Origin of the sequence: Pseudomonas syringae group sp. J248-6 (assembly GCF_032586995.1) — a bacterium.
In the GTDB taxonomy this organism is placed as follows: Bacteria; Pseudomonadota; Gammaproteobacteria; order Pseudomonadales; family Pseudomonadaceae; genus Aquipseudomonas; species Aquipseudomonas amygdali.
In genome coordinates this window covers 21,660-45,862 of sequence record NZ_JAWHOP010000034.1, presented here as the reverse complement: position 1 = coordinate 45,862, position 24,203 = coordinate 21,660, and the positions used below count along the sequence as shown (strand labels likewise).

Sequence of the window (24,203 nt, the reverse complement as noted above, 5' to 3'; positions counted from 1 at the left end):
GTGGTGGCTCGGGCGGCGGCGGTTCCGGGGCGGGTGGTGTCGGGCTGGTCAGTTCAATGGTCATTTCCGGAACTTGCGGCGCAACTTCAGGCAGGTCTGGCTGGGCAGTTTGCATGTACCACCAGATCACCCCATGGATAAATACCGACGCAGCAATCAACACCATTACTTGTGGCTTGTTAAGGCCACCCGGTCGTGACGTATTGGCGCTGAAAGGAATGCCCTGCCACGCCGTCGAAGTGTCATCGGGCGAAGGAGAGGGAACCGCTTTCATTATTACCGCATCATTCATTAACGCTCCCTCGGGTAGTTAAAGGGCAATAAAAATCCGTTCGAATATTTTTGTGAATATTCGACTGAGGGCGGCTTGCACACTGTTTATATGCAGCGCACCGCGGTGCCTGCGCGCGGCAGGCTTAAACAGGGAAAAGCGGTGTACATCAGGGCGCTGGCATTGCTGATCCTTGCTTCTTATCGTCATGTACGGGGACGTACAGCGATGTTCCTGAATGCTTACATTGCAACCGCTGTGCCAGAAAGCCCACGCAGGGACCGTTGATTCAGAGCGGGTGTCGCATTCATGTAACTATTTATCGAATCCCGATTTCATGGACTTCGAAGGCATTCAAATGAAGGACTCCTTAAACAAAACAGCAGACAAAATCGTACCCTCTGCTGTGCCAGACGCGTTCAAAACTCGTGACCTACTAGTCACTTTCCTGGATGCACCAATACTGTGTAACGAGGATCAACTTGGTGCGTTAGTTACTCAACACTTCATAAAGGGCTGCTCCGTGTGCGTCCGTGTTTATATGATCAGTCACCGCTAAAGAAACAAAAGCCATCGCACAAATGATGGCCAAATGAAACCACTCCAAATAAAGTGTCGGACAATCTTTATATGTGGGTTGCCCGTTAATTAGAAAACAGGGGGTTTATCCTTATTGCGCGCACAGTTCTGCAAGGCCCTGATTAATCGTCAGAACATTCAAGGGCACACGCAAAATGACTTACGTCCAGACGTGCAGGGTCGTCGAAAAACAACAAGCAGATCTGGATAACGCGCAGGCACCGCCCAAGGCAGGCAATGCCTCAAGGGTAGGCAGCCAGCGTAACGGTGGTCTGACACAAGACTGATAGAGCACGGCTAGATTCCTTTCCTGGTGAGGAGAAAGACTTGTGGTCTGCCCTCCTGCACTGTTTGTGGACGCTCTGGCGTCCGTTAACTGCACTTTGGTGCGTGTAGGCACCCCTTGAATGCAGCGTGCACCAATGGTTTATGGCACGACCGTTCCACTTGAAAGAACTGTGCCAATTTGTGTCTTTTTGTATCTGAAGGGGTACATTTTCATGTAATCGACGCTAAAGGCCCCCGCCGGGTGATGTTCGGGGCCTTGACTTGAAGACATGGGAGAAGATGAAAGCCAGCGATGGCTGGCTCTGGGGAAGGGCATTACTTTTCAGAGCGTCAGGGACCGCTTCGATACTCAGAGCTGCTCCAGCGCTTGTATCCGGATCTTGAACCCGTTGGGTGCGAGGATTTTCTGCCAGCCGACGTATCTGAATTGGGCGTCGGGGTTGATCCAGTCACCGCTGTTCACGCCGCGGGTTCCTCTGATCGCGAATCTTTTTACTGACCCACATGGGCCATTGAATCTGGGGTCAGTCGTATAAATGACGTACGGCTCCACGTACTGCGTGGCCCGCAGATACTTTCCGCATTGCTGGTCAACGTTAATCAGTGTTGACTTCAGCTCAGCGTCACCGACCATGTCGTCATACATTTTCAGAAACGTGATATTGCCTACGTCCTTGAACCCCAACGATCTCGCCTGTTTGTATTCAGGTAAATTCTGGTGAGCGATCAAGTCGGCTTTCTTTTGCTTCTTGTCTTCAATGGCCTGAGCGGCCGCCAGAGTAGCTTCGGCCTGCTTGCGCAACTTACCCGCTTTAGAGTAAGTGGCATTGCATCGCGCAAGCTCCTCTGCGCTCACACCCATTTCGCTGGGGGTGTAGTTGTCAGCGCTGAGGGAGTAGGAAGTAATAGTGAGCGAGTTGATCACTTCTTTTGGGTCCAGCGGGCCTTGTTGAGCCTCCAGAGAATCCACTTGCTCTTGCGTTTTGTTGCAGTGCTCCATGTAGAGGGTGTAGGGAGAGTAGGCGTCATTTTTGTCGGAGTCGGTATACATCTTGGCAAAAACCAGGGGGCTGATGGCGGTCGTCACAAACGCCAGGAAAATACACCTGATTGGAAGAGCAAAGGTCATGACTTATTCCTTTAGGGTTAAAACCTGATCCGTGAGCATCACTTGGCAGCCGCCGGGTTGTGCCATTATAACGACATCGCTCTGTTGTTGCTTTTTCTGATCTCGAAAATACTGGTCACCAGAACGCAGCAGGTGCGCTGAGCGCCTTGCTGAACACCTCAATGGCACGCTCGACGTCTGCCTGCGTGGTGTAGCGGCCAAGGCTGACACGCACGCTGGCCAGGGCCTTGGCTGAATCTATACCCAGAGCGAGCAGCACATGCGAAGGTGCATTGCTGGCCGAGTTGCAAGCGGACGTCGAGGACAACGCCAAACTGTGGGATAGCTGCGAGCTGGTGAAGCCACTGCGGGTGATGCACAGGTTCAGGGTGTGCGGGATGCGTTGTTGCGGACAGCCGTTGAGCTGCACATCCGGCAGGCTCAACAAGCCTTCGCGCAGGTGGCGACTCAGCTCTTCGATACGGCGGTTTTCAGTTTCGGCCTGGCTGATCGCCAACGCAAAGGCTGTGCCCATGCCGACGATCTGATGGGTTGCCAATGTGCCCGACCGAAAGCCGCCTTCATGTCCGCCGCCGTGGATCTGCGCTTTCAGCAACGAATGCGCGCGTGGGCCCACGTACAGCGCGCCAATACCCTTGGGGCCGTAGGCCTTGTGCGCCGAGAACGACATCAGGTCGACGGCCAGACTCGCCAGATCGACCTTCACCTTGCCGACGCCCTGCGCAGCGTCCACATGAAACAGCGCGCCGTGCTCGCGCACCAAGGCGCCAATGCTGGCGATATCGGTCAGCGTACCCAACTCGTTATTCACCAGCATCAGCGATACCAGCAGCGTGTCTTCGCGCAGGGCAGCCTGAACCGCCTGGGGCTGGATCAAGCCTTGGGCATCTGGTTTCAACCAGGTAACAGGAAAACCCTGACGCTCCAGCGTACTGACGGTATCGAGCACTGCTTTGTGTTCCAGCACGCTGGTGATGATATGCCGGCGTTGCGCGCTGCTGTCGTAAGCGATGCCCTTGATCGCCAGGTTGTTGGACTCCGTGGCACCGGAGGTCCAGACGATGGTGTCGGCAGACGCACCCACCGCATCGGCCACCTGACGCCGAGCCTGCTCTACAGCCTGCCGCGCAACCTGCCCGTAACCGTGCCCGCTGGATGCCGGATTACCGAAATGACCTTCGCGGCCCATACAGGCAACCATGGCTTCAATCACCTGTTCATCGACAGGCGTGGTAGCGGCGTAATCCAGGTAGAGCGCAGAGGTGGTCATGGGCAATTCACTTGGTAATCGAGTCAGAATCAAGGGCTGGCATTACCAGACCGACTGCTTGAAAGATTACTGATCCGCACGCGAAATTTTTTTGATATTTGCACGTATACCAGCAGCCAAAGCGAAAAATTATTCGCTTTGGTTTGGATTTTTACGATTAAAAATTCTAGGATGCTGCTTCAGGCGCAGAATCGCAGTCATACACCATCGTTCCTCACGCTCCGCGTGGGAATGCAGTTCTGGACGCTCCGCGTCCAATCCGGGGATGCAAGGGGCTGCACCGTTGGGTGACGCAGAGCGTCACGAAATGCATGCCAACGCGGAGCATTGGCACGATAGTCATGCTGTGTGAGGCGCAGAATTGGAGTCAGACACCCATCGTTCCTCACGATAAGTGTAGAGCGACTAACGCAGGAAACCGCTAATGGACAAATTCGACCGGGCAATTCTCGACATTCTGCAAACCGACTGCACCCGCTCGGTGGCGGACATCGCCGAGCGTATTGGCCTGGGCAGCACAGCGTGCTGGCGACGCATTCAGAAGCTGGAAGAAGCCGGCATCATCGACCGCCGGGTAGCCCTGCTCAACCCGCAACGTCTGAACGTGTCGGTCAGCGTATTCGCCGCCATCCGCACCAACCAGCACAACGCCGCCTGGCTTGAACAGTTCCACGCCGCCGTCGGCGAACTGCCTGAAGTGGTCGAGTGCTACCGCATGGCGGGCGACACCGACTACATGCTGCGCATCGTCGTAGCCGACATCGCAGGGTACGACGCGGTGTACAAACAACTGATCAGCATCCCCGGGATCAGCGACGTAAGCTCCAGCTTCGCCATGGAACAGATCAAGTTCACCACCGGCCTGCCGCTGCAATATGCGTCGTTTGGCGGGTAAAGCCCGCCACGCTCATCGATTGAATCGAACCCTCAGCCCAATGCCACGTCCACTTTCTTTGGCAAACGAAAAAGGTGGCTGACATGACAACCGATCACATACTCACAAACAGCGTGCCCAAAGAAGACCCCGCCAGCCCGGAACTCGGTCAATACGACCGTGAAGCGGACCCGGTCCTCGCCATGAACTCAAACAAGCCCGGCGTCGGTTCTGCCAGAGGCGATGAGGTCAAGAAACGCACGGAAGGCGACGAGGCTTACGAAGACGATGAGCCGGAAGTCTATTCGGATGACCCGGATATCGTGGCAGATGAAGGTGGTGGTGTTTCGCCGGGTTAAGGAAGTACAAACCTGGCGTTGAGGTGGTGTAACAGCTCAAACGTGTTCATGTAAGGGACGTTGAGCTGCTCACACAGGTTGGGGATGATGAACTTTCGCTTTGCGTCCAGATTACGCACCTCATGCGTAACTACGGTTGCTCCGGATGTCAGCGCCTTGGCAATCAGCCATGGATCGGCCCCCTTTAGAAACTCCTCCATTGCTCCCGTCTTCATGCCTTGCGCTTGTGCTACCAACGTAGCGACTTTCACGAATTCGGCCTGAGTCTTTTGATCCGAAATGCTTTGGAAAAAAGCCGAATTATTTTTTGCCCAGTCAGCCAGTTCATCATGGCCTTTGGTAAGTTCGTCTTTAACAGGACCGATACTGGCCAAGAAAAATGTCTGGTTTTGGAGCAGCAACCACTGCCAATAAGCCGGACAAATCGTCATGCCGTAATAGCGATTCTTGGCTTCAATCAGGGTGTTGGAGTCCATCAGAAACATCACCGGGCCAGTGTCTCCGCCAGCGTTCTTAACTTGGCTGGCTGTACACCGAGCAGACTACCAGCCTCACGCAATAGCATCCGCCCACTCAGGGTTTCGGTCAGTACAGCCTTACTCAGCCGCGTACTGTTTTTGGCCGTTGCATTGCGGTAGTAATCCCCGGCACCGCCTTTCTCGTCCCGGAATGCCTTTAGGACCTTCTGGTAATACACGCCGTACTGCTCTTGCGTAACGTAGCCCAGGTCCATCGCGCGTCGGCCAATAACAAGCTTGCTGACATGAAACCTCGTAGCGAGAGGGGCCAGATTACTTTCCCATTCAATACCAGCGTTCCATACAGCTCGAAAAAGCTCTTCGGGTACAAGAAACTCACCCGCCACGGCGTTGCAGAATCGCTCTTCCTCTCGACCATTTGCAGTACCCGCGTCAGAAACGCCGCTGCTGCCAATCCAGAGATGAGCGAGTTCGTGCATTAACGTAAATAGGCGAGCTGTCGGAGCATCCGAACTGTTGATAAACACCACTGGAGCCAGCGAATTACTGATGGCGAAGCCTCGAAACTCACTGACCTCCAGTTTGCGATGGGTATTGCCCAGCGCGATACCACTGCGCATGACAAGCACACCAGCCACTTCAGCAGCATCAATCAGCGCGCGGCTGTATTTATCGTAATCAAGGCGGGACTTTTCCGGATCGACACAGAGGGTTTGCCGAATATCACTCACAACCGTCTTCACCGGCGTCCGGCTGTCGAAGCGACCGACGAACGGAAGAGGCTGGTGCTCTTGTACGTGAAGGTATTCCAGATACCAGTCCTGTTTGCGAATTGCGTCTTTTACTGTGTCCACAAGCTCCAGACTTGGCCGCAAGGGTGCCGAGTTACCAACTGTGCGCAGGTCTGGTAGCGGCAGCTGTTCGACAGGAGGCTGAGGCAAGAACAAAAACCCAAAGGGAACATGCGCAACGCTCGCCCACTTCTGGGCTTGCAAAAAGGTTGGCCTCGCTTCTCCTGCTTCCCACTCCTTGATACGCTCAGGTTTCACAGGCAGCTTTCTGGCGACCTGGGCGGCAGACAGGCCTGCCCGCTCGCGGGACCACGTGAGGATGCTTGGGTTAACGAACGCGGCTTGGCTCATGGCAGATTCGGAATATCAGAGAGGAGTGTGTCGGGCCAGTGCAAGCGCGGGCTACTGTGCATTGCCTTTTCCTTGGCTATGACGAGCACCGCAGAATACAGCGCGTGCACGTACACTATGGGCTCGCAACGCTACGGTCAATGACGGCAGCGAGTGAGATGGGAATGATGAACCCGATTTTCGCGGGCATGTAGGTAAATAATTACCTCATTTGCCACGCCAGCCGATCATTCAAGGGCGAGAAGCGATCTCGTCCAGATGATTCAGCAGATCCAGCGGGTCTTCATAGACCCTCAAGGCACCTGCGCGCTCAAGCTCGCCTATGTCATAGCCACCCGACAGCAGGCCGACGCCGGTTGCCTTGCAGCGACGTGCCGCCAGCATGTCCCAGATCGCATCGCCAATCACCAGACACTCTTCAATCGGAGCGTTTATCTTCTTTGCAGCCGCCAGAAACAGGTCGGGGTCAGGCTTGCCATAGCTCACGTCATCGCGCGTAACAATGTTGATCTTTTTGATGTCCAGTTTCAGCGCTTTCAGGTTGATCGTCGCCGTATCAATCCCGCCGCTAGTGGCGATGCACCACTTGAGGTTTTCCTTGTCGAGCGTCTCCAGCAACTCGACGGCGCCGGGCAACGCGATGATCTGCCCCTGTAGCCGCTCATACGCCTGAGCGTGTTTTTCGCTAAGCCGTTCGGCTTGTTCTTCGCTGATGTTCAAGCCGGTTTCACGCGACAGTGATTTCAACATCAGCCCGCCGCTCATGCCGATCTTGCGGTGAATACGCCACATCGCAAGCGGGATATCTTCTGCATCCAGCGCTTCTTTCCAGGCGGCGACGTTTTGATAAACGCTGTCGGTCAGCGTGCCGTCCAGGTCGAAGATGAAGGAGGTTTGCGGTCTCATAGGGTTACTCTTTTTGAATTCGGATTGACCGTCTGGCGAGGTCCGGAGCGAGCAATCAGCTGCCAGCCGAGGCTAAACAATGCTTCGAACAAGGCATCGTCAAACAGTGGAGAGATGGGCTTTTGTCAGGGTCATAGGCTTTCGAGTCGGTGGTGCGTTGAGCGTTCGATTTTTCAGGGGCTCGGTTCGACCGGAGGGGACTCTTGAAGACGTTCTGTTCAGATCGACGCTCAAAAAGGGTTTTTAATAAGCGGTTGTGATCAAGCTGACTGCTCGCGTTTTTGCTGCCATTCAACCCAGCAGTTTTCTGCGGAGATGTCCTCATAGCCTCGCTCCTCCTCCATAGCTATGGCCTTGCTGAATGGAAGAGCGATACACGTCGCCTGATCTCGAATATTGCAGACTTCAGCCTCAGTGAGTGGCATCCCTTTTTTGTTTTCAGCCGCAAAGAGAATGGCAATTAGGGCTGGTACAAACACAAGACATAGCGGATCAGATGACATAGGTAACTTCCCTGGATTTTGGCTCACCGTATCGATCTGGCTTTGATAAATCAAACGTGTCGGATAACGAGGGAGGGAGCCATGCCATAAAAGACAAGAGGCTTGCCCCACCCCTTCCACAGCCAAGTTCACATCGATGCTTTTACGAGTTGTTTATCCCGCGCTCCACGCGTTGAGTTGCATTGCCGGACAGGCTGTTTAAGCTCGTGTGTTTGCCATGCAAGGAAAGCAAGCGATGAGCATCAACCAGCTGCGTAACGATGTAGAAGAACACTTTCAGCTTTTTGATCGGGTGCCTTTCAAAGAGGCCTGGCGTCGGCGTGATGCTCGTATCTGTCTGACCCTGATAGGCGCATTGATGTTGGCACTCTCGGGCGCATTAATATTTTTACCTTGGGCCGCACTGACTGAGCATATGCCCGCTTTGTTTCCAGTCCTGCTGGTATTCATGATCTGCGCAGTTCGATTGGCCGAGGTATATGAGCTGGTTCGCGCAGAGAAGCTGGGCGCGGGTCCCGCCACGACACCCTTGGAGCGGTCGCACCTGAGGCAGCGGTGGTTTTGCGCCCGCTATAACTGTAGTGCTGCCGGGCTCGTCGATAAGGCAAGGGAGATGAGACACCTGTGGGAAGAACGCCAAGAGCTCAAGCGGCTGGCCAGCAACGATACAATGGGGCCGCGCATCGCTGCGTTCTTTCGGCTACCTGACCCTGCCCGATTCATCGGAATACTGTTTGCCATTGCCGCGATCTTTACAACAATGATCACCTTGGGCAGCAACATCGACACGATCTTCGCAGCCGTCCAGGACTGGCGAACTATAGGTGCCAATATCGTAATCGGCACATTCTTATGTGTCGAAATCGTGTGGCTGTGGATCATGGTCACCGGCATGATTAGCGAAGTAGGCCCTTCATTACTTGAGCAGATGGGGTTGCTGCCCATGAGCAGTCGCAGGGTTTACCGATATCTGCTTGCTGTTCATGGTGCGAGTGAACCTGTAACACCGATTCCTCAGGCAGTACGTGGATTGCTGAAGCTGAATTCGCTACTTTTTATGCCGGTTGGCGAGGTATGGGCGAAGGTGCGGGCTCGCTTTATGGCCGGTTCGGCAGTTGGCGCTTGAGGGAATGACTTTCCCTGTTCCCCAAAGTGATGGCCGTAGCCATCCGTCTTTCAATTACGACGTAACCTGACGGCTGGCTACAGCCCCTCGACAAGCAGGCAACTCTGATGAAGAAAACAACCCTATTGGCTCTGGCCCTCATCGTCTTTTACCCCTCACTGGCCCCAGCCGCCGAGCAGTTGAAGGTATCCACCTATGTGAAAGTGGACGGCAAGACACTGCCTGTCCAGATCGACTATGTGGAGAACGGAAAACAGGTCACCTACAAGGAACACGATTCCATTGAATATGTGACCAGCGTAACAAAGGGCATAGAGCGCAAAAAAACTAGAGCACTGGGCCTGAGCGGCAAAATTACCCCACGGCTGACCACCATTGACGGAACGGTCAGCATTACCGGCAAGCTCTCATTCGTGGGTATTGATCAGATGAAAACAGTCAAATACGGCGACAGCGACTACCAAGTGCCTGAATTCTGGTCTCAGCTAATTGCAATCGCACCAAAAAAAGGGAAGGTGGGTGAGGCTATAGTCATTGACCATTACGCCGCTCGCGGGCATGTGCTGGATGTCGAGGTGACTGTTACCCAGCCATAACCACGAGGACTTCTCACGGTTATACACAAGCCTTGAAATGACTATCGTGCCAATGCTCCGCGTTGGCATGCCGTTCGTGACGCTCTGCGTCACACATCTACAGTCTGGCAACGCAGCCCAAGGACCCTACAGAATCGCGTGTAATCAACGTGATTACTGGTGAGTGTCCGCATTCTCAGCGGGATAAAACTCACCCTTGCTTCCCATCCTTTCCAGCCGCTCACGAACGAGCGCCTCGACGCTGGCCACTGCAGCCCGGTCGTCAGGGTTGACCAATTGCAAGTGCAGGCGACTATTGTTCTGATCGTGGGTACCCTCGCTGAGCATGTCGTGTGTGACGACTTGTTCGCCACGCCACAGACATAGCTGAGTATGGGTATCACCAAGCCATATCTCTTTAACTGATCTGAGGTCAGTTTTAGCCAGTTGGTCCACGGTGATTGTCTTTTCCATTGCGCTGTACCTTTTCAGTAAGTCGATACAGGTCTGACGTCCTGGCGCAGCGGGTCGTTCCCGACATCGGCAGTTCGACTGCACGAACGGTGATTAACCGATGCTCCAGATCAACCCCGGTCAATCAACCGTTGCATGGCGCAAGGCTTTATTTCTTCAGCCAACTCTCGACGACATCAGAACCGTGTTCTGCTTTCCACTCCTTCAAGGCTCTGTGATTCCCACCTTTGGTTTCGATCACTTCACCGGTCTTCGGATTCTTGTACACCTTGAGCTCACGTGGTTTGCGCGTGCCCGCAGGTTTATCCGCGACCTGGCGACGCGACGAGTTCTGTGGGTCCAGCAGATTGACGATGTGCTTGAGGCTGAAGCCATAGTGCTCAAGCAGCTTGCGCAGCTTGGTTTCGAACTCGATCTCTTTCTTCAGGCCCTCGTTGCCTTTCATGGTCTCCAGTGCCTGAAGTTGCTCGGCGAGGTGTTTTTCCAGCTGACGGTATTCTGCGAGTTTGGACATGGTATTTTCCTCATAAACAGGTGTGCGTAGTTATTGAGAGAGATAGCGCCCGTTACAAGTTCAGCCTATTTTCCGCAGGTCGGATGGCCTTTAACAAGTCGGAGTAACGTCATAAGCCGGATTGCCCGGGCTTCCGGGTAACATCGTCAGAAATCGGCCTTATGTATCCGTTTAGACAATGTGCCACCATGGTGAGGCGCTCATCGATAGGCGGAGGGATTTCGCAATGAAACCGGCTGAAAAACGTAATCAGGAACATAATTCAACAGTGGATAACGCTACCAAGGTTCGATGCCCCAACTGTGGCCATATCCGTATGGGGCCGCCACCCACCCATAAGTGCCCCGAATGCGGAGTCTTTTCTCAGGAGTGGCTGATTTATGACTGGGAAAGCTTTGCCTCCTTCAGGCGGCAGCACCTCAAATGCAATATCGTGATAATCGTCCTTGTAGTCATTAACATTGCAGCCCTGGTGTGGTTTGAATCCAGCAATGTCTTTCTCTGGATGCTCAACGTTCTTTCTATTCCAGCCGCAATCAGTTTGTCTTTTTGTCGGTATGATCTTCGAGGACAAGCAGAGTACGAAGGGCATAGCAATCACGCTACTTTACCTTGGTTTTTTTGTTTCTCGGGGCTTTGACCAGAATGTACGCTTCTGGTCGAAAACAGCCCGCAGGCAGGTCGGCCCAGGCTTGCAGCAATCTCATTCTCACAAGTGAAACAAGTCACCAAACAATAGGCTTATCGTCCCAGGCCCAAAAGGTCCCGCTATCGGCCGGTCCATGTGCGCCTATCACTTCAATAATGCGACCCGCCGAGAACGCCGGTTCGAACAGTTGGCCTTCAGGTACGTTCGCCTGGAATGGCTGAGACAGCTCCGTGTCAGTCGTGCCTGGATGTATTGCCAGGACAGTAGAGGCCGGGTTAAGGCGTTTCAATTCGCGAGGTCGACGGCGGTTTGACCCACGAGCGCCACGTCTGCCGTATCGGCAACCACCAGGTCGGCGTTGGTGAGCTCTCGCGTGTAGTCAAACCCTGCTAGCGTGACCTGGAACGCATGCCCATCGGCGCCTGGCTCGCTACTGCGCAGGTAGGTACGGTCGGTGTTTTCATCGTAGGTCATGCTCAAGGTGCCGTCGCGGCCGTTGCCAAAACCGGTTACGCCGAGCGCAGCGACGTCGAGCTTGTCCTGGCCCCAGATGAAATCAGTGATCAGGTCGCTGCTGCCCGCATGGCTGTCGGCGCTGCTAGTGAACACGAAACGGTCGTTACCTGTGCCGCCGGTGAGCTTGTCCGCGCCCACCCCACTGGTCAGCACATCGTCACCGGCGTTACCCTCGAGGGTGTCGTTTCCGGCGCCACCGACGAGGGTATCGTTGCCCCAGTAACCATAAAGGATGTCGGACTTGTCACCACCTACCAGACTCACCGAGGTGATCGGCTGCGGAGTGGTCACAACCGTCGCATCACTGGGCGGGGCGAACAGCACAGTGCTGGCGTTGAGTTCATTGACATGGTTGCCACTGAGCAGAATTTCAAAGCGGTTACCGTTAGCATCGGCCTCTAATGATTTAAGCGCGGTGGCATCGCCGGCCAGGTTGAGGACCACCTTCAGCGTACCGTTGTAGCCGTTACCCAGCCCGGTGAAGCCCAAGGCGGACACGTCGATCATGTCATGGCCGTTGCCACTGAAGTCGGTGATCAGGTCGCGGCTGCTATAGCTGCCACTGGCATCGTTGCGGTAGCTGTCGCTGAGCCGGGTATACACGAAGCTGTCGGCACCCGCGCCGCCGCTCAGAGTGTCGCCGCCGGAGCCACCGAACAGCCGATCATTGCCCGCACCCGCTTGGACGTTGTCGCGGCCAGCGCCGGCTTTCAGGGATTCGCTGGCGTCTGTGCCTTCGAGCAGATCGTTGTGCGAAGTGCCGTTGATCAGCGGCTGGAAGTTGGCATCGGTAATAAGGCCGCTATTGGCCAGGAACTGCGCGGCAAAATGTTTGCCATTACCGTCTCGCTCGTAGCTTTCCAAAAAGTAAATGCCGCGCAGAGGCTCGCTACGGATGTGCAAGGTATCGCCATAGCCATCACCTAAATGGCTATAGCCAAGGGCCGACACGTCGAGGGTATCGTGGGCGGGGTCAAAATGGCTGATGGAATCGGTGTGCTCGCCTCCGCCATTGATATAGCTGTCGCCGATGCGGTCGAAGCGGAATACATCATTACCGGCGCCGCCGTCCATACCGTCGTATCCGGCACTGGAGACCATCACATCGTTGCCACCCCCGCTGACTAGCTGGTCGTTGCCGCCCCCACCCATCAGCAGTTCATTAGCCAGCCCACCACGTATGTAGTCGTTGCCAGGAGTGCCCTGCACGATGAGTTCGACCGGGTTATTGCTGACCTGGCTACTGGCGCTTTTGACCTGCAAATTCCCAAGCGCCGTAGGGTTGGTGGCGTCCTTGATGTTGAATACCTGGGTCATGCCGTGCTCCTTACTTGCAGTTGGTTCACTGGGGGTGGGGTATGACGCCAGTAATGCCGTCTCGTTGATAGCAATGGGCCTTATCCGACGAAGGGGTTATAAGCGGCGGGGGCTTTCCGACCAAAACAGCCCGTTAGTGAGGACGGATAGCGACCTCATTCTCACAAGTGAAACAAGTCACCAGACAATCGGCTTATCATCCCAAGCCCAGAAGGTCCCGCTGTCGGCCGGTCCATGTGCGCCTATCACTTCAATAATGCGATCCGCCGAGAACGCCGGTTCGAACAGCTGGCCTTCGGGTACGTTCGCCTGGAATGGTTGAGACAGCTCCGTGTCAGTCGTGCCTGGATGTATTGCCAGGACAGTAGAGGCCGGGTTAAGACGTTTCAACTCGATACTGGCCGTGTGCAGCAACTGGTTCAGCGCCGCTTTGCTGGCTCTGTAGCTGTACCAGCCACCCAGTCGGTTATCGCCAATGGAGCCAACCCTCGCGGAGAGCGCCACGAAGGTTGAAGGTTGTTTGCGCAATAACGGGAGCAGGTGTTTGAGCAGCAGGATCGGTGCAAAGGTGTTGGTCGTGAAACTCGCTTGCAGGCTCGCGAGTGTCAGCTGTGCCAGGCCCTTTTCTGCTTTTGCGCCGTCCTGATGAAGAATGCCTAGCGTACTGATGACGAGGTGCAGATGCTCGCATCCATCAAGCGTCTCGCTCACGAGTGCTTCAAGGGATTGCTCATCACGCGCGTCGCAGTCGACGCGTTTGATGCGTTGGCCATATTGCTCTGCAAGCGTTGCCAGCTCTGTGGAAGTGCTGGCTTTTCGCGCGACAGCCCATACCTGAGCCACATCATCGCGAGCAAGCAACGCTGCGCACAGTGCCAAGCCGATACCTCGGCTGGCCCCGCATATCAGCACGTTAGCCTCGCTGTTCAGTTCCGGTATCAAATTCATAAGGCACCTTGAGGACCATGGCTGAAGTGTTTTTTAACGTCTGTGAGAGAACTATAGCCCTACCGCTTCGCCAACAACCGCGCCAACCCAGCCGTCACCACGACAGCCAGCAAAACGGCAGCAGCGATAGACACAAGCGCGCCCCATTGCAATATGGAATACCTGAGGGTCAGGTAGAAACTCACCACCCCGACCGCGCCAATAGCATTGCCACGGACTATTGCCGCCAGTTCATAACGCCCGCCTTGAACGTGGACGAACACGGCAAGCGGCCAGGCGATCACCGGGATCGGCGCCAGCAGCCCACTGACCACAGGCCCGAGCCAGGTAGCGCTTGCGGTAATCGCCAGCAGCAGAAGGGTGGCGGTCAGCATTCGCATCGGAATGACCCAGCGCGGCATTGCAACGTATGAAGCTACGTTCGGCAGTGTCTGTTTCGAGGTGGCAACGATGATCAGCGCAACCATCAGCAGCGTGAAAATGATCGACAGCGCCAGTAAGCCCAACAGGTTCATCACAAAGGCCGTTGCGCCATACACGGCCAAGGCCAAGGTGCATCCCGTCACCGCTGAAACGCGTCCAGTGACCAGAAAATAAAACAGATAAGTCGCCTGAATCGCCGCAAGCCCAGCCAATGCCCCAGGCACCGCCATCGAGGCGAATGCAGTGCCTTGCTCAAGACTGAGAAACAGCATGACCAGCGCCGAAGTCATCGGCAGACCAGAAAGAAGCCCCGCCACACCAGTGCCCCAGCGCCTGGCCGCCAACGAAATGGCCAGCATGAGCGCGGGGGTGATGAGTAACTTGAGGTAGAAGGCCGTCATGCAGAAAACTTCACATCCGAAGGTGGGCTGAATGCTAAACCTTTTGGCGGTGGGTAACGATGGATGTCAGCGCTTGCTCCATCGCTCGACAGCGCATCCGCCAATCGCCAGAAACAGAAAAGCCCGGCGAACCGGGCTTTCTGAAACCGAGCGGTGCTTATTTAGCCGTTTTCAGCTTGATCACGTCACCAGAAACGGTGGTGGTGTAGCCGTTCAGGACCCAGGCCCAGAACCACTTCTCCTGCACTTGGGTATTGATCAGCGCATCGCCACCCTTGGCCTGAATGGCGCTGTTCTGCGCACGAACGAAACGGTCGTTCTGACGAATCGGGATCAAACCGAACAGCATCAGGCCGGTGGCGCTTGCTTCACTGTGACCTACGACGGTGTATTGGCTGCTGTCGTATTGCGGGGTTTTCATAGGGGTGCCGGTGCAACCCGCCAGAACCAGACCACATACTGCTGCGGCGACAACTTTACTAAATGACTTCAAGGTGAAACTCCATGGGAAAACCCGGATCCACGTCTCGGGCGGCGGTACTTTACTCGTCGGGGTTGTGGTTTAGGTATTTTTTTAAGAGGTGTCGAGGCGTTCTCACATGCCCAGGCGTCGTTTGAACTGGGCTGTCAGAGGCCCGTTTTATAAGGGTTACGCTGGAGGTGTTCTGGTTAGGCATACACGTGGGCATACAGGGCCCGCCGTGCTGGGTGTGCGCCAGGCTCGAAATGAGCTTGGATGCCCCAGCCTAGCACTGGTATCGATCCCTGATCATCCTGGCGAAATAAGTACCTTTCGAGCCCGCCGCCATCAAGCCCTCATAGATGTTCGGTGGAACGTGACAATAGTCGTAAGGGGGGCCTTGCTTGAAAAATATCTTCATCCTGCCTGTAGCGGGATCATAGCCGACAGCTGTGATCGCTGATGAGTTGACGCGAACCATGTCCATAGCGCTTTCCTTACCCCTGATTGATGACGCTCTCGGTGCTGATACTAGTCGGTGTCTCGCAAGGCGGTGCCAGTGCGTCCGATCAAAAGGGTAGTGGGGCTGAAAAGCTGCTGGGGACCCTGAGGCTTTTCTTCCAGTACGGAGCATGAAACCCGCAAGGCTTTGGTAGCTGCCGATTGGTTGACAGTTGACGGGTTGGCAGCAGCAGATCAGTAGCTGAAGGAATGAACGTTTGGGTTCACCTTCCGATTGAGTGAGTTCACCGGGTTCACCAGTTCACTAAGCTGTGAAACCGTCCGCTACTCAAGATGCGCGGGTTCCCTGCCCCGTATGCAGCGGAAGTCTTCAGGGTCCCCCGGCTTATGCCTGACTCCTTTCGCGGATGGAGCTTATTTCGTAGGGGATCGGGGGCAAAGACGTGTCAAATGCGGTGTAACTGGTGTTGCACATGTAACGATACCGCTTAACCCATTGAAAATAAACAGTAAAATAATCGTAATACCTGTTGAGAAGCTTCTGTGTATAGCATGTAACAATGGGGAATTGTGTAACGTTGCCTGCGCATATATCGTTCGGACAACTGTCTAGGATGCCAATTATCGGCCAAAAACTGCCCTTCGCGGATGACAACTTCGGGCATGCTAAGATGTGGTGCGCGTCTACTAGAATTGGATCCTCGCACCAAGTGTGAATGGCTTGTATGAAAGTATCTCGGCGGCCAGTTGATTGGAAAGCGGGGATAAATCGACCGAGTGGACGATAATCCTCACCGTGTTCGACGGGCCCACGCCCAAAATAAAGGTCGGTACCAGCCACATTGTCGAATGTGCGACTGTGGCATCTCTCAGCGGACGAAACATTCTGGGCGGGCAAGCATCGGCGCTGGCCACAGCAGGGTTGTTGGGCGAATTTGCTTTTATCAGGGCTTACGATCGCGCGCTGAAAAACTCAGATATCGAAGCAGCCTCAGTTGAGCTTAATCGAGCCTACGCTACTCCTTAAAAACGCTATAAGCCCCGCATCATCGGCCATTGATGTTAATTAATAACCATTTACCCCTAGCGAGCGCAAAATAGGGCGACGAGGGTCCCCAAGCATTCTGGATATCCCATTAAAATACGCTGCTACTTCTAAGTCTTTGTCGTCAATTCCTCGCCAAAAGAACGGTACATTTTTGTTTTCTAGACTCTCTATAAAAGTTATATGGGTCAGGCAGATAAATATCCTTGCGAAATTCGACGGATTGTTAAAGTCGTTTTTTAATAGATGCATTATAATGTGGCGATTAAAACCATTCACGTCGCCATAGCTAGGTTTGTAAAGAATGTTCTTAAAGTATATTCTGAACCCGTTAATTACGTCGGATTGAGGACAGATATGCGTTAAAAAATCAATCTCCACTGGCTGGTTATAATCTTTCCCCGGGTGCCAAACATATATCTCAAGCTTTCTCCGTCCCCACTGTATTATGATGTCCCTAAGGTAACGCTCAAATTTTTCACCACTGACGTTACCAGAGTCTACGCAAAGCAGTGAATTTTGGATATTCCTTAATCCTGCCTCAAATACCGGTATTAGAGACATTATCGCCACATGATCCATCCCAAGATAATAGGCTTCAATTGCTTCAAATACGATCAGTCGATAGTCTTTAAGTGAATCGCTGGCAGAAAAAAACTTATTGAAATAGGTTGCTGCGATTTCAGGTGCAAAAAATTCATTAAGCCAAGAATCCGCAGCATCTTTTGGATTTTCGGCGTTATTCATTTCGAATATTGCCTGATTTAACTGGCCTTCACCTATAATATGAAGCGGTACTGGCAAAAGCAACGGTAATGCTCTTTCCTGTGCCCCAGTAACCCGCCCCCATCTTTCATTATAATAGCTTATGGGTCGCTCCGTGATGAAGCACAAGCCCGCATCGGTAGCGATCTCAAATCCAGGTTTTCCGATAGTCTTAGCGCAGACATCTACATCTTTGTTTTCATACTTATTAAACGCTGCGACTATTAGTTCTTCTGTCAGCTTTGGATTGCTAGACAACTTCCGGAGTATTTTTTCATACTTCATTTCGTGATCCCTGCTTGATGAAGTGATCGACTTATCGATTGTGTTTGTAAAAAATAGCCTTCGCGACACCACCGTGACTACGCGAGCCGCCGCTTTGACGCATTCCACTGTACCAATCGGCCATGAAAATAATGGAGCGAGTGAAGGGAGACGACCCCACGTAATCAGCTTGCGACGCTGAATACGAGGCGAGAAAGGAGACATACCCTTCAGGAGGCAGTAGCGCGCCGTAGCTCTGCCAATGTACCGGCGTATTCGGCTCGATATCTTGTAAAACTGTGCCCCCATCCGTGATGCTCAGACGCCCAATGTTGAGGATTCCAACCTGACTCAATTAGGTCTGAACTTGCGAATATGAATTCAAGGGTGTCGGTGAGAAAAGGCATAAATTGCTCCACTTTGGAGTAATCTATATCTCCGGCACTACCATGCACAAAAAAGTTTCGACATTTAACTGCAATGCTAGCAATAAGAGACAGATCTGGAAAAAAACTCCCTAATTCCGCAGTGACGACAGAGGCTCGATAAGCTACTTTTTTCGGTAGAGATGGTTTTCCCATTCTACCCAATGCATTCAGTGCGCTATTTCGATCTATTCCGACAGGTAGTTTCTTGAGTAATAATTTGCATGCATCTCGGGTGGTGATTAATTCTTCTGATAATTCATTGGGCAGCAGTGTTGCGTGTTGCGGTAATATATCGAACATGTTGGCGGCTGCAACTAATCTGTCAGTATCATATTTGTTTCCTTTCTGCATGCACCCTAGATGTCGAACGCGTGCTATTCGCCAGTCTTTATCTCTCTTCACCCAGTTTGACAGAGCAGTGTCAAATTCGCGTGGTCGACGTATAGCATCTAATGGAATATCTCCAGGATGCGGTTTTAAATTGGAGGCATTGTTGCCTTTCCAAGGTAGGGTTGGAGTAATAGATATTGGAATTAAGAGGGCTTCCGAAGAATTTTCCGTGTTGACTGTAATATGGCTAACGCTCTGGGCGCGACCCGCTGCTACCGACAAAAAATTCGCCACACGATGCAATCTGTCTATTGATTCATTGAATGTAATAGAGGATTCTGGCTCTATCGATACCACTATTCGATTATCTAGGAATACTCCGGATGGCCCACCCATGTTATAGGAGGGTCGGTGATGAACTGAAATCTTACCTAGTTCTGTAGACACTTCGATGATGCGATTTTTACCGGTGAAATAAGCAACCAATGGTTGCTCACCCGACTCTACGGGGCGAATTTTACGGCGTTCTTCAAGGACAGAATTAATGACAGTTTTTGAATCGATTACATGACCAAATGCATCGAAGTCATTAAAAATACTACTAAGGTCATTTGTTGAGAACTCTATTAGAGTGATATTGGTGTTTTCCGGACTTAAATGTCTGTCGCCAATTGCAACAAAATGCGGGAAGATATCGGTGTGATACTTGACTAGCTGCCCTCTGATTAATGTACGTCCGGAACCATGGCTATAGCAATCAATGAGTGTGATGCACTCGCCCGTGTATGCGGTACCTTCAAGAGATGAGGAAGTCATTGCGCTCAAAGGTTTATCGGAGTGAAGTTTAAGTAAAGTGTTTGGGCCTTTTAATTTCAAGTCACCTATAACAGACTCGCCGGTCTCTTGGGGGAATACGCCGATATACTGAATTGGTGTCTTCTTTTTTTTTCGTTCTTTTCCCATCAAATATTTTCCTTGTTTCTGACTGTCTTGAACTCGCGAATCACAATCCTGTGTGCTTGGACATTTTCTCCAGTTGACCAAGAACCCTGATCGACGAAGCATAGCAGCGACAGCGCCCCTAAGAGGGCAATTAAAAACCGTTGAGCAAGCCCTGTTAGCGCTACGGTATGTGGATTTAACCGTTCTTGAAGAACCGCTTTTGGCCGATTCTGTTGAAAAAGTCGGTTTCTCAAACTGCCAGCATATTGATCGGTGAAAGCGTCTTTTTTATGCGCTGCCACGTGAAATCTGAGTCCTAATACCTCTGCGCAGATTCTAGATTTTAAGCTCAGGCGCGTACTTTTCTGCTGTGAAAACCACTCCCGACTTTTCAACAGAATCGGTCGATTCCTGCCGGTGGCGAACGGCTGCAATGGGTCGATCTCAGATTGTCGCGACAGACTGAAAAGCGTCCAAGTTCCACTCTATTCCCTTGGAGATATGCCTGCCTAGGCAGGGTAGGAAGCGCTTTCCGTTGCAATGCTTTCCGCCTAGCAGTTCTGTTCGGGCGTGGGTTAGAGTGCGTTTACGCCGAGGAGCCGCGCCGTCTCGGCAATCACCACGGCAACATTAAGGGAGAAAACACATTGAAGTGGATCAGTGCGCTTGAACTAGGGCAGTGGGCCGACACCCTCCAAGGCAGAGATAAGATGCCCGAGTTGGTGGCGGACCTGATCTGGGCTACCACCACCAGGGTGCGGCGGCTTCGGTTTTTGTACGGTGACATGGGGCAAGTTCGAGGCTTCGATGGCTATCTCGACGTTGATGCAACATCCCCGTTCGTGCCTGACGAAAAATCAATTTGGGAGTTCGGAACCAATGGTGCCGGCAAAAACAAAGCCGAAAGTGACTACAGCAAGCGTACCAAAGAAGTCTCCGCTGAAGATCGTACTGAGTGCACTTTGGTAATCGTTTCGCCAAGGACATGGGACACGCCAGCAGTAAAAGTTGAGGACTGGCTTGATGAAAAGAACAAGCTGGGTGAGTGGAAGCGCGTCGCCTACCTTGATGGCCCGCTGCTGGAGGATTGGCTCGCGCAAAGCCCAGCAGTTGCATCGCGTTGGGCGCGGCATGCATTTAAACGCGCGCCCCAACACGGCGTGCTCAGCACGGATGAGTTCTGGGAGGCCTTTTCCCGCCGCTTCGAACCTGCGCTGGTCGAAGAAGTTCTACTCGCCGGGCGCGAGTCCCAGGCCGAACACTTGCTGCGAAACCTGACCCATGGAAGTGGGCGACTGGCGTTCGCAGCCGACACTACCGATGAGGTCATTGCCTTTTCAGTCGCCGCTATCCGCAAAGCTCCCGACCCAGTGCGCAAGCCGCTGGAGGCACGTACCTTGATCGTTGAGACGGAGGAGGCCGCTCGGTACCTGGTTAACACAAGCGCCCTTATCTATCTGCCCCGACTTGCCGCTCGTAACTGCGTAGGAATACTGAAGACTTCGGGACCAACAGTGATAAGCGCCGGAGTAGAGGACAAGAAGAGCGATCATGTCGATTTGGTTCGACCGACCAGCACTGAGCTTGGCAAAGCGTTCACCGGCATGGGTATGTCTGAGAGCGAAGGGTATGAAGCTGCCCGCACCTGTGGTCGGAGCCTGGCGATCTTGGCCCGACAGAAGCCAAGTGGCACCGCTGAGTTGCCGAGGTGGGTCGCCGATGCTGAAGCGTTGATACCGGCCATGCTGGCGGGAGCATGGGTGTGCAGTGTTGAACATGATCAACAGATCCTCAGCTCGCTCAGCCAGAAACCTTATGACGAGGCTGAGGACGACCTGCTCAAATTCCTCGCCATGCAGGATTCGCCCATCGAGCGGATCGAGGATTTGTGGGCGACTAAAGCCCCTGTCGATGCGTTTTTACACCTCGCTCATCGCGTTGGGCGCCGGCACTTGGAGCAATTCAAAGCTGCTCTGACCGCCGTTTTCCAAACGGCTGTGGCGTCGCACAAACCACCTACTGCAGATCAACCTTTCGTGCTTCGCAGCAAGCATGATCAGGAAACCTCGCATAGTGAACAGCTCAGAAACGGGTTGATGACGACGCTGCTTCACATGGCCGTGCTGCATAAGCATGCGGGATTTACCGTGGCGGGTGGTGATCCGCAAGCCTTCGTAGACGACTTGGTGAGATCGATCCCTGGCCTGTCGAGCGACTCTACGTTGATGGCAAGCCTGAGCCAGAGTCTTGTTTTGCTTGCCGAGGCATCTCCCAGGTCTTTTCTAGAAGCCCTTGAGCGTCAGCTTGAGGGCCCCTTGCCGAGCATCTTGCCCATTTTCGACGAGCACCCAGGAATGCTCACGCCTGTGACATTCCACTGCGGCTTGTTGTGGGCGTTGGAAGTGATCGCTTGGGATGCAGGCTACTTTGATCGCGCTGTGCTGTGCCTTGCCAAGCTTGCAGCGATCGACCCGGGCGGCAAGTTAAGCAACCGGCCCATCAATAGCCTGCGAGCTATATTCCTTTCTTGGGTACCATGCACTTCTGTGAGGACGAAGCATCGGTTGGCCGTTCTGCAATCCACCGTGAGTGCCGTTCCAAGCATTGCTTGGCCGCTCCTCGCCAGCTTGCTACCCAGTTCAGGGGATACCAGCACGCGAACCGAAAAGCCGAAATTTCGGGAGTACGAGCAGGATCACGGTGAAACACTGACATATGGTTTAGTCTGGGAGAGCGAGGCCAAGATTGTAGCGCTTGCGATCGAAGCAGCGGGTTCAACGCCAGCGCGTTGGATCACATTGATTAACGCGCTGCATAGTTTCCAGCAGGACACTTTCGAGGTTGCCGTCGAGCGGCTCAGTGCCATGTTGAATGCCGCCGCCGCTGATGACCGAACGCAGGTCTGGAAAGCCTTGAACCTGGAGGTCAAGCGTCACCAGAAGCATTCGAGAATGGGGTGGGCGATGTCGAAGGAGCGCGTTGAATGTTTGGTGCCGCTAATCGACCAGTATGCGCCCGAAACGCTGGTAGAAAACCATACCTGGTTGTTCGATGACTGGACGCCACCTGTGGAAGGCATGGACGACGAAGGTACCGATTTCATCCAACTGATTGAAGATGCTCGTTTGCAGGCTATGACGGCGGTATACGATGCGCTCGGTATTCAGGGAGTCCTGCAACTAGCAGACCGTGCCAAGCTTCCGCACTTCGTGATTTACTCCGCATTGCGCCTTGAACTGTCCTACGACGAACGCCTTGCGTTGTTCACAGGCCTGCTATCGAGTAAAGCGCAGGGGCTTCTGCTCGCAGCCGGTGGGGTCATAGCGGACGGTATCCCACGCTTCGAGAATAGGTGGATAGAGGAAACGCGTTCTGCGCTTCTGTGCAGCGGCTTGACTGCTGACTCTATAGCGAGAGTGATCGAACGTATTCCGGAGAATGGGCAGACATGGCTATACGTAGAGACCTTCGGAGATGAAGTGGCTCGAGCCTACTGGACTGAAAAGACGCCATATCCCCTCGACGTGAGCGCCGATGAGCTGCTCTATGCAGTACGCAAATACCGAGAGGTCGGACGTCCTTTTGCCGCCTTGAGCGCTGTATCCCGACGACTTGGTGAGATTCCGACACAGGAAGTCATGTCGATGTTGATGGAGGGAGTTGCAGAAGAAAACGTCAAATCTAGTGCTCAGTCGGCCACAAGCTTCTTCGACATTGAAAAGATCATCAAGGAGTTGACCGAGCGACCGGATACGACGGTGGAGCAAATGGCGAGCCTAGAGTTTGCCTACTTCCCTCTGTTGCGCCATGAGCCTGAGACCTTGCATCGAATGCTGCTTGGACGGCCTAGTTTTTTCATGGAACTGGTGTGTCTGGTATTTAGAGCGAAGGGGGCAGAGCGGGTGGAAGCCTCTGAATTGCAGAAGGGACGGGCCACCACTGCTTACCAATTGCTGAAAAGCTTGAAGTCCCTGCCAGGTCAGACGGATAAAGAAGTCAATCAGGTTGTCTTGCTGGAGTGGTGTCTTGAGCTCCGGCGCTTAGCAGAAGAACAGAATCGTCAGGACATTACTGATCAGTTGATCGGCCAAGTACTGGCCCATGCTCCAATTAGCTCTAAAGATGGCGCCTGGCCACACGAAGCTGTTCGGCATGTCATCGAGATCCTCGCTTCTTCTCAAGTGGAACTTGGGATTCGCATCGAAAGGGTCAACATGCGAGGTGCGTTCTGCAAAGCATTCGGAGAGGGTGGCGACCAGGAGCGAGGTTTCGCGCAACAAGCACAAGAATGGGCGCAAGCTTCCTTGGATTTCGTACGTACCCACGCAATGCTTGAGCTTATCGCTCGGTCGTGGCTGGAAGATGCTACACGTGCAGACACGGCGGCAAAGCAGGATGCGCTGAGGTATTGACCCGCAGAACTTTGTTGCCAGGATCGAACGAGGGCAGCTATTTGCGACCTCTCACAGTACATTGCTTGTTCAAAAGCGCACACACAAAAAGGGCCCGTCTGGGCCCTTTTTCAGGTGTAGCTTTTTTTTCTTCGGCCATCTTTCGACGACGTCAGCACCGTATTCTGCTCTCCACTCGTTCAAGGCTGTGTGATTCCCACCTTCGGTTTCGATCCTTTCACCGTTTTTAGGATTTTGTGTACCTTGAGTTGGCGTGGTTTGCTTGTGCCCGCAGGTTTGTCAAAGATCGGGCCTCCGGCCGAGGTCTATGGAGCCGGCAGATTGCTGATGTGCTTAAGGCTGAAGCCGCAGT

Annotated in this window: 23 protein-coding genes and 2 pseudogenes; 6 read left to right on the top strand and 19 right to left on the bottom strand. The window is 53.6% G+C overall.

Annotated elements, in window-relative coordinates; translation table 11 throughout:
- The 3 genes and pseudogenes from RYC17_RS25985 to RYC17_RS25975 form a co-directional block, all read right to left on the bottom strand.
- A pseudogene (locus tag RYC17_RS25985) lies at positions 1 to 292 on the bottom strand (energy transducer TonB); the annotation flags it as partial.
- A 1,195-nt stretch (positions 293 to 1,487) separates the two neighbouring features.
- Positions 1,488 to 2,267: a hypothetical protein gene (locus tag RYC17_RS25980; protein WP_122258672.1), complete on the bottom strand. Its 780-nt coding sequence runs from the start codon at positions 2,265 to 2,267 to the stop codon at positions 1,488 to 1,490.
- A gap of 115 nt (positions 2,268 to 2,382) precedes the next feature.
- Positions 2,383 to 3,537 (bottom strand): cysteine desulfurase family protein, encoded by a 1,155-nt coding sequence (locus RYC17_RS25975; protein WP_193600969.1) that lies wholly within the window; start codon positions 3,535 to 3,537, stop codon positions 2,383 to 2,385.
- Positions 3,538 to 3,961: 424 nt separating this feature from the next.
- Between RYC17_RS25975 and RYC17_RS25970 the strand changes: the two genes are divergently transcribed.
- Together RYC17_RS25970 and RYC17_RS25965 are read left to right on the top strand one after the other, a co-directional pair.
- Positions 3,962 to 4,432, top strand: a complete 471-nt coding sequence (locus RYC17_RS25970) for an Lrp/AsnC family transcriptional regulator (RefSeq protein ID WP_002555835.1) — start codon at positions 3,962 to 3,964, stop codon at positions 4,430 to 4,432.
- Positions 4,433 to 4,515: 83 nt separating this feature from the next.
- Positions 4,516 to 4,770, top strand: coding sequence for a hypothetical protein (locus RYC17_RS25965; RefSeq protein WP_057460536.1), 255 nt, complete (start codon positions 4,516 to 4,518; stop codon positions 4,768 to 4,770).
- Here RYC17_RS25965 and RYC17_RS25960 read toward each other — a convergent pair.
- From RYC17_RS25960 to RYC17_RS25945, 4 genes are all read right to left on the bottom strand, one after another.
- Entirely contained in the window at positions 4,767 to 5,255 is a 489-nt protein-coding gene (locus RYC17_RS25960; RefSeq protein ID WP_058401813.1) for a DUF4411 family protein, read from the bottom strand. The two genes, RYC17_RS25965 and RYC17_RS25960, sit on opposite strands and share 4 nt — an antisense overlap.
- The gene (locus RYC17_RS25955; RefSeq protein WP_122258670.1) at positions 5,255 to 6,391 is read right to left on the bottom strand and encodes an ImmA/IrrE family metallo-endopeptidase; all 1,137 of its coding nucleotides are present in this window, start codon (positions 6,389 to 6,391) and stop codon (positions 5,255 to 5,257) included. Before RYC17_RS25955 ends, RYC17_RS25960 begins: the two co-directional genes overlap by 1 nt.
- 231 nt (positions 6,392 to 6,622) lie before the next feature.
- Positions 6,623 to 7,297 carry an HAD family hydrolase gene (locus tag RYC17_RS25950; RefSeq protein ID WP_122281936.1) on the bottom strand — a complete coding sequence of 225 codons (675 nt, stop codon included), beginning with the start codon at positions 7,295 to 7,297 and terminating at the stop codon, positions 6,623 to 6,625.
- A 260-nt stretch (positions 7,298 to 7,557) separates the two neighbouring features.
- Positions 7,558 to 7,800 carry a hypothetical protein gene (locus RYC17_RS25945; protein WP_316904737.1) on the bottom strand — a complete coding sequence of 81 codons (243 nt, stop codon included), beginning with the start codon at positions 7,798 to 7,800 and terminating at the stop codon, positions 7,558 to 7,560.
- A 235-nt stretch (positions 7,801 to 8,035) separates the two neighbouring features.
- Between RYC17_RS25945 and RYC17_RS25940 the strand changes: the two genes are divergently transcribed.
- Both RYC17_RS25940 and RYC17_RS25935 read left to right on the top strand, forming a co-directional pair.
- Entirely contained in the window at positions 8,036 to 8,926 is an 891-nt protein-coding gene (locus tag RYC17_RS25940) for a hypothetical protein (RefSeq protein WP_316904736.1), read from the top strand.
- A 107-nt stretch (positions 8,927 to 9,033) separates the two neighbouring features.
- Positions 9,034 to 9,522: a hypothetical protein gene (locus tag RYC17_RS25935; RefSeq protein WP_316904735.1), complete on the top strand. Its 489-nt coding sequence runs from the start codon at positions 9,034 to 9,036 to the stop codon at positions 9,520 to 9,522.
- A 153-nt stretch (positions 9,523 to 9,675) separates the two neighbouring features.
- Here the strand turns inward: RYC17_RS25935 and RYC17_RS25930 are convergent, their stop codons facing one another.
- Together RYC17_RS25930 and RYC17_RS25925 are read right to left on the bottom strand one after the other, a co-directional pair.
- Entirely contained in the window at positions 9,676 to 9,975 is a 300-nt protein-coding gene (locus RYC17_RS25930; RefSeq protein ID WP_002555839.1) for a hypothetical protein, read from the bottom strand.
- A 148-nt stretch (positions 9,976 to 10,123) separates the two neighbouring features.
- A complete protein-coding gene (locus tag RYC17_RS25925; protein ID WP_057403422.1) occupies positions 10,124 to 10,489 on the bottom strand; it encodes a histone-like nucleoid-structuring protein, MvaT/MvaU family in 366 nt (121 codons plus the stop codon).
- A gap of 226 nt (positions 10,490 to 10,715) precedes the next feature.
- Here RYC17_RS25925 and RYC17_RS25920 point away from each other — a divergent pair, with 226 nt between their 5' ends.
- A complete protein-coding gene (locus tag RYC17_RS25920) occupies positions 10,716 to 11,129 on the top strand; it encodes a hypothetical protein (RefSeq protein WP_227447963.1) in 414 nt (137 codons plus the stop codon).
- Between the two features lie 85 nt (positions 11,130 to 11,214).
- Here RYC17_RS25920 and RYC17_RS25915 read toward each other — a convergent pair.
- The 9 genes and pseudogenes from RYC17_RS25915 to RYC17_RS25875 form a co-directional block, all read right to left on the bottom strand.
- Positions 11,215 to 11,430: pseudogene (locus RYC17_RS25915) on the bottom strand (short-chain dehydrogenase); the annotation flags it as partial.
- Positions 11,424 to 12,971 (bottom strand): M10 family metallopeptidase C-terminal domain-containing protein, encoded by a 1,548-nt coding sequence (locus RYC17_RS25910; protein WP_316904734.1) that lies wholly within the window; start codon positions 12,969 to 12,971, stop codon positions 11,424 to 11,426. The pseudogene RYC17_RS25915 and the gene RYC17_RS25910, both read right to left, overlap by 7 nt.
- Before the next feature lie 177 nt (positions 12,972 to 13,148).
- Complete coding sequence (locus tag RYC17_RS25905) at positions 13,149 to 13,919, bottom strand: SDR family NAD(P)-dependent oxidoreductase (protein ID WP_316904733.1); 771 nt, start codon at positions 13,917 to 13,919, stop codon at positions 13,149 to 13,151.
- 59 nt (positions 13,920 to 13,978) lie between these two features.
- Positions 13,979 to 14,743 (bottom strand): hypothetical protein, encoded by a 765-nt coding sequence (locus RYC17_RS25900; RefSeq protein ID WP_316904732.1) that lies wholly within the window; start codon positions 14,741 to 14,743, stop codon positions 13,979 to 13,981.
- 157 nt (positions 14,744 to 14,900) lie between these two features.
- Positions 14,901 to 15,236, bottom strand: coding sequence for a hypothetical protein (locus RYC17_RS25895; protein ID WP_005745763.1), 336 nt, complete (start codon positions 15,234 to 15,236; stop codon positions 14,901 to 14,903).
- Positions 15,237 to 15,489: 253 nt separating this feature from the next.
- A complete protein-coding gene (locus RYC17_RS25890) occupies positions 15,490 to 15,684 on the bottom strand; it encodes a KTSC domain-containing protein (protein ID WP_267886798.1) in 195 nt (64 codons plus the stop codon).
- 1,047 nt (positions 15,685 to 16,731) lie between these two features.
- Complete coding sequence (locus tag RYC17_RS25885) at positions 16,732 to 17,760, bottom strand: hypothetical protein (RefSeq protein WP_058401804.1); 1,029 nt, start codon at positions 17,758 to 17,760, stop codon at positions 16,732 to 16,734.
- 209 nt (positions 17,761 to 17,969) lie between these two features.
- Positions 17,970 to 19,460, bottom strand: coding sequence for a HEPN domain-containing protein (locus tag RYC17_RS25880; protein WP_144439813.1), 1,491 nt, complete (start codon positions 19,458 to 19,460; stop codon positions 17,970 to 17,972).
- Positions 19,460 to 19,741, bottom strand: a complete 282-nt coding sequence (locus RYC17_RS25875; RefSeq protein WP_144439812.1) for a hypothetical protein — start codon at positions 19,739 to 19,741, stop codon at positions 19,460 to 19,462. Before RYC17_RS25875 ends, RYC17_RS25880 begins: the two co-directional genes overlap by 1 nt.
- Positions 19,742 to 20,086: 345 nt before the next feature.
- Here RYC17_RS25875 and RYC17_RS25870 point away from each other — a divergent pair, with 345 nt between their 5' ends.
- On the top strand, positions 20,087 to 23,851 hold the full coding sequence (locus RYC17_RS25870) for a hypothetical protein (protein ID WP_316904730.1): 3,765 nt from the start codon (positions 20,087 to 20,089) through the stop codon (positions 23,849 to 23,851).
- Between the two features lie 69 nt (positions 23,852 to 23,920).
- Here the strand turns inward: RYC17_RS25870 and RYC17_RS27105 are convergent, their stop codons facing one another.
- Complete coding sequence (locus RYC17_RS27105; RefSeq protein WP_410478473.1) at positions 23,921 to 24,064, bottom strand: hypothetical protein; 144 nt, start codon at positions 24,062 to 24,064, stop codon at positions 23,921 to 23,923.
- Between the last annotated feature and the right edge of the window lie 139 nt (positions 24,065 to 24,203).

Excerpts from the sequence above, each read along its gene's own strand:
- RYC17_RS25950 (WP_122281936.1), bottom strand. The coding sequence starts at position 7,297 with ATGAGACCGCAAACCTCCTTCATCTTCGACCTGGACGGCACGCTGACC.
- RYC17_RS25955 (WP_122258670.1), bottom strand. The coding sequence starts at position 6,391 with ATGAGCCAAGCCGCGTTCGTTAACCCAAGCATCCTCACGTGGTCCCGC.
- RYC17_RS25970 (WP_002555835.1), top strand. The coding sequence starts at position 3,962 with ATGGACAAATTCGACCGGGCAATTCTCGACATTCTGCAAACCGACTGC.
- RYC17_RS25975 (WP_193600969.1), bottom strand. The coding sequence starts at position 3,537 with ATGACCACCTCTGCGCTCTACCTGGATTACGCCGCTACCACGCCTGTC.
- RYC17_RS25935 (WP_316904735.1), top strand. The coding sequence starts at position 9,034 with ATGAAGAAAACAACCCTATTGGCTCTGGCCCTCATCGTCTTTTACCCC.
- RYC17_RS25900 (WP_316904732.1), bottom strand. The coding sequence starts at position 14,743 with ATGACGGCCTTCTACCTCAAGTTACTCATCACCCCCGCGCTCATGCTG.
- RYC17_RS25885 (WP_058401804.1), bottom strand. The coding sequence starts at position 17,760 with ATGAAGTATGAAAAAATACTCCGGAAGTTGTCTAGCAATCCAAAGCTG.
- RYC17_RS25980 (WP_122258672.1), bottom strand. The coding sequence starts at position 2,267 with ATGACCTTTGCTCTTCCAATCAGGTGTATTTTCCTGGCGTTTGTGACG.
- RYC17_RS25925 (WP_057403422.1), bottom strand. The coding sequence starts at position 10,489 with ATGTCCAAACTCGCAGAATACCGTCAGCTGGAAAAACACCTCGCCGAG.
- RYC17_RS25930 (WP_002555839.1), bottom strand. The coding sequence starts at position 9,975 with ATGGAAAAGACAATCACCGTGGACCAACTGGCTAAAACTGACCTCAGA.
- RYC17_RS25910 (WP_316904734.1), bottom strand. The coding sequence starts at position 12,971 with ATGACCCAGGTATTCAACATCAAGGACGCCACCAACCCTACGGCGCTT.
- RYC17_RS25965 (WP_057460536.1), top strand. The coding sequence starts at position 4,516 with ATGACAACCGATCACATACTCACAAACAGCGTGCCCAAAGAAGACCCC.
- RYC17_RS25960 (WP_058401813.1), bottom strand. The coding sequence starts at position 5,255 with ATGTTTCTGATGGACTCCAACACCCTGATTGAAGCCAAGAATCGCTAT.
- RYC17_RS25905 (WP_316904733.1), bottom strand. The coding sequence starts at position 13,919 with ATGAATTTGATACCGGAACTGAACAGCGAGGCTAACGTGCTGATATGC.
- RYC17_RS25945 (WP_316904737.1), bottom strand. The coding sequence starts at position 7,800 with ATGTCATCTGATCCGCTATGTCTTGTGTTTGTACCAGCCCTAATTGCC.
- RYC17_RS25890 (WP_267886798.1), bottom strand. The coding sequence starts at position 15,684 with ATGGTTCGCGTCAACTCATCAGCGATCACAGCTGTCGGCTATGATCCC.
- RYC17_RS25920 (WP_227447963.1), top strand. The coding sequence starts at position 10,716 with ATGAAACCGGCTGAAAAACGTAATCAGGAACATAATTCAACAGTGGAT.
- RYC17_RS25940 (WP_316904736.1), top strand. The coding sequence starts at position 8,036 with ATGAGCATCAACCAGCTGCGTAACGATGTAGAAGAACACTTTCAGCTT.
- RYC17_RS25880 (WP_144439813.1), bottom strand. The coding sequence starts at position 19,460 with ATGGGAAAAGAACGAAAAAAAAAGAAGACACCAATTCAGTATATCGGC.